Below are 11,856 nucleotides of genomic sequence, written 5' to 3'. Positions count from 1 at the left end.
CATGGAGGTGACTGACAATGAATCAAGAGAAAGATCACAAAGGATTTACCTTGGTTGAGTTGATTGTCGTCATCGGGATTATGGGAATCCTGGCCACCATTGCAATGCTCAGCCTTGGGATGTTTCCAAGAGAAGCTGGCGCTGTTGCTCATGAACACAACGTGAGAGTTCTTATGGAATCTGCTGAGATCTTTCGTTCAGAAAACCCCAATGTGGTAGTAGATGAAACAAACGATCGAGACCTTCTCTCAGGCTATATTGATGGATGGCCGGAAGTGCCTAGTGGGGTGACTGTGGGGGCTGGAGAACCTTCACCTGGAGAGCAGTATATTGTGAGAATTGATAGTGATGGTGTTGTATCGGTACTACCTGGGGTAACTGAGTAGTTAGGTACGTCCTTCAATCAGAATCACAGAGGTGATGAAGATGTTAAAGAAACTGAGAAATGAGCAGAGCGGTTATACGCTTATTATGACGTTGATCGTTATGGTAGTTCTCATGATCCTGGGTACTGCGCTTCTAAATTTGAGCGTGGCCGAGAATCGATTCACTAATCGGAATGAAGATAAACTTCAAGCTTATTACATCGCTCGATCAGGTGCTCAGGCTATCGCGGATTACATGGTGGCTGATGATGATGGCGATGCAGACAATTTGATTGGAAAGACTTCTGATAGTAACAATCAGATTGGGAATGGAAATTTTATTGTGTCAGTCGAGCAGGATCCTTCGAATGCCACTCTTATTCACATCACGTCTACCGCAACACACAACGGAGTAACACAAGATGCGAGCTTACTCCTCACTAAAGGAACAACAGGCACGCCTGAAGTTTTGAACCATGCGATCGTTGGAGATCATTATATTGGTCCAAACAATGGAAATGCTAATGGGGCTACGATTACAGGGAGTATTGCTACAAAAACTACAGGCGGCATTGGGATAGATCCGAACAAAGTAACTGTCACTGGAGATGAAATCACAGATACAACAATGGAGATTCCTCTGGTAAACATCCCGGCCGGGGCTATTGACATTACTTCTACGGTTCAGGATATTAATGGGACAACCGTTAATCTACCCATAGCTTTGACCAATAGCGATAACGAATACATTTATCAAGCTGATTCGATCTCTGTTAAAAATGGTGGGCTAGTTGCTGTACCCAATCCTTCATGGACCGGTGAAGGCCCGAGTACTATCACTCATCTCTACGTAGAAGGTGATGTATCGATTGAGACAAACGGGGTACTAACCGGTTCTAGTGATAGTTACCTTTACATTTACGTTAAGGGAGACCATACAGTAACATTCAAAGGTGCAGGAGCAGTAAACAACGTGTTCATCTACGCCCCGGAATCCACAGTGGAATGGAACAATGCCCAACATGGTGAATTGAATGGTGGAATCGTAGGTGAAACAGTTCATCTTTTTAACCATACAACAATCACTTACAACCCGGATATGGCAAATTATTCTGAAGTAGAAGATTCTAATGTAGGCGTTTCTTACGTTAACTACAGATGGCAGGATTAAATCGATCTTTTTTTGGTAGTGTCTAAAGATCTATGAAAACCATAGGTCGGCTCGAGGCCTCCCGACAGCTATGGGAAAAGGCAACGGACGAGAAATTTGAGCACAAGAAGTAGCGGTAGTGCGCTACCGCTGGTAGTATCTATCAACTTCGACAGGGTCAAGCTACCCTTTGGAGCTCCAGGATTTTTTCTTGCGAAAGGTGGAGTAATTTCACCCATTTGTTGGGCATGTCTTTCTGCTTTTCAATCTCTGGAATCGGAACGGGCACCTTGTTCCCCAGGCTTCTGTGGGTTCTGAGAAAGTTGAAGTGAACGGCAAACAGGTTCACATGGCTAACGGATCCGTGATAAGCATGGTAGCCATTGGTCAATCGATAAGAAGCCCGAAAGGTTCTGTTCAAACGTTCGATGATTTGCTTGAGCGGTCTGTACTCCGTTGAAATCGGATCAGCATTTGTGAGCCCATAGACCGTGACCAGATCGAACTCAAACTTATCTTCCGGCGTCCCACCGTTCTTTTCGGGCTCTGCGTAGAAGTATTGAGCCAGCTTGTAGATGGGATTTCCATCGGTGATGAAAGTAGGCTTACCATCATAGGGAGATAGCTTTTCTCTCACGTAGGCAAGTGCCTTCATGGCACAAGTAGACGTTCGTCTTTCTGAGACATAATACGAGAGCAGTATCTTCTTGACGGTGTCGATGAAATAAAAGATGTAGGCATGCTTACCCCTGATCTTGATATAGGTTTCATCGCCTGCATAGGAACCGGACAAGTCATAGTCGTAGGTATCCAAAAAGGGTTTTACGATGTAGCCTGCAGCCTCGCAGTAGTTGAGGACAGTTTGGGCAGAAACCTTGTAACAATGGACCTCGCGCATGATTTGCGAGACTTTCCTAGCAGTAAGGCCATAGTTGATCCGGTAGCTCAAAATGAGTCCAAGGATATAGTGTGGTGCGTGAATGCGCGAGAGATCAACCTTCGGAAGATCAATCGATTCACGTGAGAGTTCCTTAAAGTTGCCGTTGAAAACACGGTGGATATACCGAACCTTGAAAAGCGTGGGATAGCATTCGAAACGATCGCGGTCTGCATCCGACATGGCCGCAAGATTGTTGAGATAAAAAGAGCACTGATCATTTCTGCATTTGTACACATTGAAGTTGTCACGCTCCTTAATTCTATCTAGCGGTTTAGCGCAGTGGGGACATCTTAGGGTGAAAGGCTTTCGATCACGGTCGGTCATGATGTTGAAGTTGTGATGACAGACTTTACATCGGTATTGATTTCCCTTGTTTCCGTTGTTCCGGTAAAGATATTTATGAGGCGCCTTGCAGTACGGGCATTTCACGTGACTCGGGACCTTCGCACCACCTCGACGCTGAACAGGACGGATTTTCTTTCCTGTAGCGAGGAAATAGTCGTTGATCCGCTTGTGGTAGCTCGTGTAATCGATCTTTTCAATAAGCGGAGGTTGATCGATTTGGAACTGCTGGTACCTAAGGCTCAATGGACCTTCAGGTTTAGCATTCTTGTAATTGATCGCAAAGTTGAGAATCATGAGGATCTCAATGACTGAAGACTGCGCACAAAGCATAAAAAGTAGCGTGGTCACCAAATTCGTATTCAAGAGGCCAACTCCTTTCGGGTGCTTGGTAGTCGGATATTAATCACCTACACATTTTGGGGAGTATTGAAACCTAAAATGGGGAGGGAAGCCTCTTGAATTATAGATTGCAGCAATTCCAGTGCTTATGCATTGGTTTATACAGTATTCGTTTGACACTAAGCTTTTTTTGGGGGGGAGTGTAGGATGAAAAAGCGAAATGGAATGACTTTGATTGAACTAATCATTTCCTTAGCGATCCTGAGTCTCATACTGATTTCCTTCCTATCGATGTTCACCACCGGTGTGTTGACGGTTTACCGCGCTGGAAATAAAGCCGAAGCTTACGCAAAAGCACAGGAAGATTTGGAAGAACGGATAGCAAGGGGAGAAGCCATCGAGACAAATGATCTATCCATCACATTTGATGGGGTCACATATGATGTGCCGGGTGGTCTAGTCGAAACCACTCAATACGCGAGAGATGCTCAATCAAGCATGGAGGTGTTCGTTCCGCTGGTATCAACAATTTCAATAACACCAAAGGTTCGGATTGAAGGTAGCGAGATTCCTTTCACGATCACAATCAATGGAGATGGTACGAGTTTTTCCTCGCAAACGAACGCTGAAGTGCTCGACCGCTTTGGTTCCCAGGTGTTAGCCATCGATTCTGCTGAGATGACGATTGTAGATCCTGAGACAGCAAGTTTCCCACTTGATGAAAACCTTCTGAACTCAGGTTCTGAGTATGTTCTCCGGGTGTTAACACCTATCACAGATGAACCGACAGAAGTGTCTCGAGCAAAAATTAACGTACCGCTGCCAGAGATCGTAGCAACAACGGAAGAATCCGGTGCTCACCATGTTTATACTTCAAATGATGGAACCAATTGGTTGAATCGATCGGACGAAGTTCCGTTTCCTGCTACTTTTACCGTCAACGATTCTGTGTTTGGGAATAACCGCTATGTGCTTGTAGGAGAAATGGGACAGGTGCTCGTAGGCCAAGATAAAGAATACTGGACCTCGCGAGTAATTATAGGTGCAGGAAATCTAACTGGAATAACCTGGAACAACACACTTGGTCAGTTCTATGCGACGGACGATCTTGGTAAGATTTACAAGAGTTCAGATGCTGTGAACTGGAATCAAGCTTATACCCGAACAGGGTCAAAACCATTGCACGAAATCTCCAGCACTATCACTGGCACCATGTTAGCTGTTGGTAGCGAGGGCGGGCGTATTTATTCATCAGATGGAACGCTGTGGGTAGAGAAAAGTGACACGATAATGTCTGACTTCATCGGAACATTTGGATATGATGACGGTGCCTCGGCTTATTTCCTTGCATTCGGCTCCGGAGGAACGCTCTACCGTAGTGTGGATATAGATGCTGAGATCTGGACACAGGTACCACTTACTACAACTTCTGACCTCCATGCAATTGATTACCGTGCGGGTCAACTCATCATCGTAGGAGCCGCAGGAACGATATTGACGTCTGGAGACAACGGTACTAGTTGGAATGAATCTACCTTCGGAACATCAGATTTCTATGATGCAATACTTATGAGTTCCGGTGACGCCTGGATCGCCAGCCACGAAGAGTTGATTTCTTCAAGCGACCTAAACACATGGACGGTAGAGCATACCTTCACAGGTGAGTCTTTTAGCACCCTAACCAGGAAGTGAGAGCGGAGGTGACGAGAGTGAATAAGAAACATAGCACTAGGAAAATGATTCTGAAAGGATTCACGCTCGTCGAGTTGATTGTAACAGTAGCGCTCCTCGGCATCATAGGAACTGTGATCATACAGTTTTTCATTTTTAACGTAACTGCCTTTAATCGCGGCGATACGCTAGCGTCAGTCCAATTTGATGTCCGCATGGCTAATGATTATGTTTCTACAACTATACGTAATACAAACTTGATCAGTATCACTGATAGCACACTCGATGAAATGGTTGATCAGACTTCATTATCTTCTGACTATCCCCTCGTACAATCAGCAAGTTTCTCAATCGTTCAGCAAGACGATCGTTACTTTGTTGAGTACACCATCAGAGGTCTTTCCTCAGACGGCGAGGTAGATTACGACCTCACGACTAAAGTACTGTTGAACAATATTAATTCAGCAATAGAAGACTCCGGTAACACCCTTTACTACTCAAAATAGCTACTTGAACAAGAACACGCATCGGAGGCGAGCCCATGGACATCAATCAACTGCTGCTCGAAGCAGCCTCGAAAAACGCATCAGATCTGCACCTGGCCGTGGGGGACCCACCCACCGCCCGATGTGACGGAGAGCTGGTGCCGCTGGACCAGCAGGCGCTGACAGCGGATGACACCCATCACTTTGCCCGCGTGATCCTGAACGACGAACAGTTCGATACCTTGACGGCCAGCGGGCAAGTCGACATGGCCTACCGGATCCCCGGCAAGAACGTCTTCCGCATCAATGTCTTTCAATACGCCAAGGGCATCGGCCTCGCCTGTCGCGTTATCAGCGACGTGATCCCCACACCCGAAGAACTCGGTCTGCCCGAGAGCATCCGAAATGTCTCCGAGTTCCAGTCCGGCCTGGTCCTCGTCACAGGACCCACCGGTTGTGGCAAGTCCACCACCATCGCGTCGATTATCGACGCCATCAACAAGCGAAAAAGGGCTCACATCCTCACCATCGAGGATCCCATTGAATATATGCACCACAACGATAAGTGCCTGATCACCCAACGAGAGGTGGGGCGTGACTGCATAGGCTTCAACGACGCCCTGCGGTCCGGTCTGCGCCAGGATCCCGATGTCATCATGGTTGGCGAGATGCGCGACCTCGAGACCATCGCCACAGCTGTCACCGCTGCTGAAACCGGACACCTGGTCCTCGCGACCCTACATACGAGAAACGCTTACCAGACCATCGAACGGATCATCGATGTCTTTCCATCCCACCACCAACAGCAGATCCGCATCCAGCTCGCCAACTCCCTGATGGCCGTTTTCGCCCAGAAACTATTACCGCGCAAACACGGTGGGGGCCGTGTTGCCTCCGTAGAGAGCTTGATCGTCACCCCCGCCGTCCGCAACCTCATCAGGGAGAACAAGGTCCACCAGCTCTACTCCTTTATCCAAACCGGACAGAAACTGGGCATGCAGACCATGGACGACTATATGATCTCGCTCTACGAGCACAACCTGATCGACCAAACAATCTTACTCGAGCATGTCACCGATAAAGCCACAGTGATCAAAGCGATACGATAAGCAGAGAAAAAGGGGGAGAGTAGGGATGTTCAACAAAACCAAACGAGGCAATCTTCTGTCCATCGACTTCGGTAGTCGGGCCATCAAGCTCGTCGAAGGCCAGTGGATGGGAAATACCCTCATGATCCAGACAAGGGGTGAAGAAGTGTTACCGCCCGGCGTGGTGGAAAACGGCAACCTCATCGACATGGACGCCGCCGAAAAGGTCCTCGCCAAGCTCATCGAGACCACCGGCGTCAAATCCCGAGAGGCAGTCGTCACCATTGAGACCAGCGACATGATCAAACGGGAGATCTTCATCCCGAAGGTACCCGAAGAAGACCAGAAAGGTCTTATCAGCTACGAAATCGAACAGTACCTGCCCATCGACACTGAGAGTTACATACTGCAACACCGTCTCATGGAGGAAATCGAGGAGAGGGACGAGACCCCCAGGCACAAGATGCTGGTGGGTGCCTTGCCCAGCGAGATCGCCAAGGACTACCACAACCTCTTGGCCAACCTGCGTCTCGAACCCGTGGCCCTCGACATGCATACCAACGCCCTCGAGAAGCTCCTCGAGGTCACCGGCCGGATCAACGACCATATCCTCGTGACCCACACCTCTCTCGCCGTGGTGGATATCGGCCACAAGATGATCAATATTACGATCTTTGAAAAGGGTAAATTTAACTTCAACCGCCTGATTCAGTACGGTTGCAAGGGATTGATCGAAATCATCGGCAACTTCAAGGTCGTCGAACCGGAGAGCGACCGCTTCTTCGATGAAGACCTCCGTTTCCTCAACGAAAAAACATTCCAGACGCTCGACGAGAAAGAACGCGCCCTCTATGAGTACATGGAGCACATGGCTGACGACATCGGCAAGATCCTAAAGTACTTCACCTCCCGGTCCGTCGACAACCGCATCGACCACGTCCTGCTCACTGGCGGTGGCGCCAAGATCAAAGGATTCGACGCCTTCTTCACCGAACAGTTGGGTCTACCCGCAGAAACCATCCTCAAGCTCAGCGTCCTCGCTGAAGAACACAACAATGACATCAACAAGATCCCCCTGTACCTCAACGCCTACGGCGCGTTGATCAGAAGGTAGGTGAATGCCTTGAGAGATTTTAATTTCTTTGAACCCTTTGAAGAAAAGCGGAAAAAGACAGACCTGAAGAAAATGATCCTCCCTGTTCTTCTGATCCTGGTCCTCGGCATCGTTGCCTTCTACCAGGTGAGCCTCTACAGCAAGACGAGGACCCTCGAAGACCAGATCACCAGCGTGGAAGCCTTCAATAACTCGGCCAAGACGCAGAACGCTATCATCGAGGTAGAGGAACTCCGTGCCAACCGCGACCAGAAGGCCGCCGAGGTGGAAGAGCTCCGCACGCTCACAGCTTCGCTCGAGGAGAACAACTTTTTCGACACAGAGGTCCTCGCTGCAGTTGAGGACAGCATGCCTGCCAACAGCTTTATCAAATCACTAGATGTCCAGTCCGACCGTATGCAGCTACAGGGTGTGGCCTACCATCCGCTCAGGGTGGCCGAACTCAAATACAACCTCACCCAGTCCACGGACTTTTACAACGTCTTTCTTTCCAGCATCAATGAGGAAGACCCCTACGTGAACTTTACCATCGGCTCGTCCATCGAAGGGGGGAACGCGCGATGACCCTCACCAATCGCGACAAGAAACTCCTGATGATCCTAGGAGTAACCCTCCTTCTCTTCGCCTACTACCAATTTATCCTAGTGCCCCAGGAAGAAAGACTCGAAGAGCTTGAAGCACAGCGAGATTTGGTCCTAGTTGAACAGGCGCGAATCACCGCGCTCATCGCCGAAAAACCTACTCTCGAAGAAGAGATCGCAAACTACACTGACGAGATGGACACCATGAAAGAGTACTACTATGGCAATCTCGAACAAGAAGAGCTCCTGGCCATGGTCAATCACTTCAACCCCCAGGAGGTCATTGGATTTCGCAATTATCAGTTCACCGATATGACCGATAGAACGGAAGAAATCTTCCACGAAGCCTACGGCCTCTCCATGGATTTCGTCGGTCCCTATGATGCCATCAAGACCTTCCTCGGACGCTTCGAAGCGGAGGACAAGCTTATCGCCATGAACAGCTTCCGCCTGATGAAGGACCAGAACGGCAGCCTCACCGGTAGCATCAACATGGCCTTTCACGGTCTACCGACTCTGAACGGCTACAACGGTACATACACTACCTTCGAGACCTATCGTACGAACGCGCCCTTCCAGGGCGAGACGCCCTTCGATAGCTTCGACGGTTACCAACAAGGCCAGAGCGCATCAGAGGTTATCGTCATCGAGGACGATGGCGACCTCGGTCCCATGCCACCGAGCGTGATCCGACGGACCGTCGCCGGCTTCGAAGGCCAGGCTTTCTTCACAGTACCGAAACCTGAGAATATCGTGGCCAAGACCTCCTTCACCGGACGCGCCCACACCGGCGCCTACGGTCTCGATATCGATTATAACTTCCTCGAGCGCATGCCCGAAGCCTCCATCAACCTGGTCTTCGACGGGTCACCCGTCATGATCGACCGGGCGGGGGAGAGACTCTCCCTCTTCGTCTACGCCAGAGAGAGCAGCAACCATCCCCTTGGTGTCGTTCTGATCGACGCCACGGGCAAGCAAACAGAACTGTCCTTCACGGGCGAGCGTCAAATAGGCGCCTGGTCTGAAGTGTCCACGGGCCTGCCCGGCGACCTCAGCTATCCTGTGAAAGTCCAGCGGATTGTCATCGGCTCCGGTGGCATCGAAGGTGCGCTCACCGGTCACATCGTCATCGACAGCCTGCAGACCGTTACGTCGGCAGAGTAAGGGGGGAGAAACCATGAAAAGACTGACCACGACACTCATCGCACTCACACTGATCCTGGTGGTGGCTTCACCCCTGGCCTTCGCGGCCACCCCGAACACCTGGTCCATCGAGAATGAAGATGGTTACGAGGAAGGATACACCTGGGGAGAGATCACCGGTAACGTCCTGGGCTACAAAGACTTCGCCAACGGTCGCGACAGCGACTGGGAAGATGCCTATGAAGACCAGGAAGAGGATGTGGAAAAAGAGTTCAACCTAGAGGACGAAAGCACCTACTACCGCCGGGCCTTCCTGCGCGGCTATAAAGATGGTTTTGAAGAGGGTTACGAAGCCGGTTACGCCAATACACGTCTTGAGATCCAAGAGGGCGCCACCGGCGTCGACTTCGGAGAAGACCACGGCGCCTTCTTCGGGAGCCTCGACGGCGCCCGCGCCGGTCGAGCCGACTTCAACTTGAAGCTGATCTCCAAGTGGGAGCGGGATTACCCAGCCCGCACGGACACGGTATTGACCTACCGTCTGAATTACGATACCCGCGCCTACCAGGATGCCTTTTTGAAGAGCTACCGCATCAACTACGAGAAGGCCTATCTCGATGCCTTCCGTCTGACCAACGCCCAGGACCAGAACGCCGACCGTACCAATGCCAACGACCACGGTACGGAGATGGGTGAAAAACAGGGTGAGCTCCACGCAATTCTCGATATCAAGCTCGGACAGTTCAACGACTCCCACCGGGCGCTGAATCTCTATGAGAAGGAGGGCAACCTCCTCTCGCGTTACCATCTCTACCGCGAGGCACCGGCCTACCGCGTCCACTTCATCGAGGCCTTCCGCACGGCCTTCCACCAGGCCTACAAAGACGCCTTCCAGCTGGCCAACCTCGAGCAGGAAGACCAGAACATTAACTACCAGCGCGTGACCATGAACGAGGCCACCTTAACCTATGACGACGTGGCCACCAACTTTAGCGGGGGATCCGCCTCCACTGCCGTGACCCAGCCTGTACGCCTGGAGATCCCAGCGGGGACCATATACGGCGAGGCGACCTTCGGTCTCACCCGTGAGCAGAACTCCCTCGGCCGTTACACCAGTAGCTACGAACAAGTGACCCCCGTCTACCGCGTCCACGCCACCAGTTTCGGTAGCGCGGCCACGCTCCGTAGTCCCATCACCCTGCGCTTCGTCTTCCACGGCGATTACCGCGCTGGGATCTACAAGCTCGAAGGAACCCGCTGGCTCTACCAGCGGACCCGCCAGGGCGACGGTTATCTCGAGATGGCCATCCCCGCAGGTGCTTACGACGGGGGACGTTATGCTATCTTCATCGATTCAGGCTACCCGCTCTACACGGACATCCAGTACAACTGGGCCTTCGACGAGCTCTACACCTTCCTCCGGCGCGGCTTTCTACCCGGCGGCTCGAGCTTCCATCCCGACGGTGCCATCCGCCGCGGTGAATTCGCCCAGATCCTCTATGAGATGGCCTACGCGCCCAGCGTGATCCGGACGCGGACCTTCACCGATGAAAACACCTTCGGGACCCACGCCGATGCCATCTATTTCGTGGCCAGCCGTGGCTACATGAACGGAACCGGCACCGATACCTTCGGGGCAGGGGCCACCATCACCTACGAACAGATGATGATGATCATGACCAATATCAGCCGAGACAAACAAACCTGGTCGACCTTCGCGCGCGACATGCTCTACGACAAGTTCGAGCGGTCCGCAGGGCTCTCCAGCCAGAAAAAGGCCATCACCCGAGCCGAGACCGTCTATATGCTCCACGAGCTGACGGCCGACGGCCCCTTACCCCTGAGGTAGGCGAACGCTTTGATACGTGCTATTGTTTTTCTCTACGGTCTGGTCTTCGGCAGCTTTTACAACGTGGTGATCTACCGTATTCCAAGGGATCTTTCCATAGCGCGGGGCCGCTCCTTTTGCCCCGCCTGCGAAAGACCCCTTTCTTCACGTGACCTGGTCCCGGTCTTCAGCTGGCTCTTTCTCAAGGGGCGCTGCCGGACCTGCGGTGCGCCCATTAGTCGGCGCTACCCACTGGTGGAATGGGCAACGGGGGTTTTGTTCCTCGTGGCATTTCACCATGGTGAGGGGATAATCGGTTTTCTCCACCTGGCCCTGCTTTTTTCCCTGCTCTTTATCACGGCCCTGATCGATCACGATCACAAGATCATCGCTGACAGGGTTCTCTTGTTTTTCGCCCTGGCAGGAGCCAGCACAGGCGCCGGTCACCTCGGCATCAGTAGCATGATCTGGGGCGGCCTCACTGGTTTTGGTCTCTACCTGCTCATCTTCCTCATCGCCAGGGCCATCTACGGGGAGGAGGTCTTCGGCTTCGGTGATGTGCTCTTCATGGCCACCATCGGACTCTATCTCGGCTGGCCGCTGACACTCCTCGCTGGCATCGGAGCCTTCTACGTGGCCCTCGTGCTGGTGATCGTCAAAAAATTTACTGGTGGGGCGGTGGGCAGGAAGATGGAGATACCCTTCGCGCCGGCCATGGCCACGGCCGCTTTTCTCACTGCATTGTACGGCCATGACGTGTTATACTGGTATATAAAGACATTTCTCTAACAAAAGAAGGGGGCGCTA

The 11,856-nt window shown here is 51.4% G+C and carries 11 protein-coding genes; 10 read left to right on the top strand and 1 reads right to left on the bottom strand.

All coding sequences use genetic code 11. The annotated features are described in order from the left end of the window. Window positions 1–17: 17 nt before the first annotated feature. Entirely contained in the window at window positions 18–386 is a 369-nt protein-coding gene (locus ACULM0_RS01535; protein ID WP_463678698.1) for a type II secretion system protein, read from the top strand. Between the two features lie 40 nt (window positions 387–426). Next, window positions 427–1,536 carry a DUF7305 domain-containing protein gene (locus tag ACULM0_RS01530; protein WP_463678697.1) on the top strand — a complete coding sequence of 370 codons (1,110 nt, stop codon included), beginning with the start codon at window positions 427–429 and terminating at the stop codon, window positions 1,534–1,536. 157 nt (window positions 1,537–1,693) lie between these two features. On the opposite strand, the gene ACULM0_RS01525 is transcribed toward ACULM0_RS01530, so the two are convergent. Next, on the bottom strand, window positions 1,694–3,163 hold the full coding sequence (locus ACULM0_RS01525; protein WP_463678696.1) for a DDE-type integrase/transposase/recombinase: 1,470 nt from the start codon (window positions 3,161–3,163) through the stop codon (window positions 1,694–1,696). A gap of 183 nt (window positions 3,164–3,346) precedes the next feature. On the opposite strand from ACULM0_RS01525, the gene ACULM0_RS01520 reads away from it, so the two are divergent. From ACULM0_RS01520 to ACULM0_RS01485, 8 genes are read left to right on the top strand one after another with little or no spacing between them, the layout of a single operon-like run. After that, window positions 3,347–4,831 carry a YCF48-related protein gene (locus ACULM0_RS01520; protein ID WP_463678695.1) on the top strand — a complete coding sequence of 495 codons (1,485 nt, stop codon included), beginning with the start codon at window positions 3,347–3,349 and terminating at the stop codon, window positions 4,829–4,831. A 17-nt stretch (window positions 4,832–4,848) separates the two neighbouring features. Further along, window positions 4,849–5,316 (top strand): PilW family protein, encoded by a 468-nt coding sequence (locus ACULM0_RS01515; RefSeq protein ID WP_463678694.1) that lies wholly within the window; start codon window positions 4,849–4,851, stop codon window positions 5,314–5,316. A gap of 35 nt (window positions 5,317–5,351) precedes the next feature. After that, window positions 5,352–6,404: a type IV pilus twitching motility protein PilT gene (locus tag ACULM0_RS01510; protein ID WP_463678693.1), complete on the top strand. Its 1,053-nt coding sequence runs from the start codon at window positions 5,352–5,354 to the stop codon at window positions 6,402–6,404. A gap of 25 nt (window positions 6,405–6,429) precedes the next feature. Next, entirely contained in the window at window positions 6,430–7,497 is a 1,068-nt protein-coding gene (gene pilM, locus ACULM0_RS01505; RefSeq protein WP_463678692.1) for a type IV pilus assembly protein PilM, read from the top strand. Window positions 7,498–7,506: 9 nt separating this feature from the next. Continuing rightward, window positions 7,507–8,061, top strand: a complete 555-nt coding sequence (locus ACULM0_RS01500; protein ID WP_463678691.1) for a PilN domain-containing protein — start codon at window positions 7,507–7,509, stop codon at window positions 8,059–8,061. Then, on the top strand, window positions 8,058–9,242 hold the full coding sequence (locus ACULM0_RS01495) for a hypothetical protein (RefSeq protein ID WP_463678690.1): 1,185 nt from the start codon (window positions 8,058–8,060) through the stop codon (window positions 9,240–9,242). Before ACULM0_RS01500 ends, ACULM0_RS01495 begins: the two co-directional genes overlap by 4 nt. A 13-nt stretch (window positions 9,243–9,255) precedes the next feature. After that, window positions 9,256–11,070 (top strand): S-layer homology domain-containing protein, encoded by a 1,815-nt coding sequence (locus tag ACULM0_RS01490; RefSeq protein ID WP_463678689.1) that lies wholly within the window; start codon window positions 9,256–9,258, stop codon window positions 11,068–11,070. A gap of 9 nt (window positions 11,071–11,079) precedes the next feature. Then, complete coding sequence (locus tag ACULM0_RS01485; RefSeq protein ID WP_463678688.1) at window positions 11,080–11,838, top strand: prepilin peptidase; 759 nt, start codon at window positions 11,080–11,082, stop codon at window positions 11,836–11,838. Window positions 11,839–11,856 lie beyond the last annotated feature (18 nt).

Source organism: Halotolerantifilum yawarlongkerapense (assembly GCF_054506745.1).
This window is presented reverse-complemented; position numbering and strand designations above follow the sequence as displayed.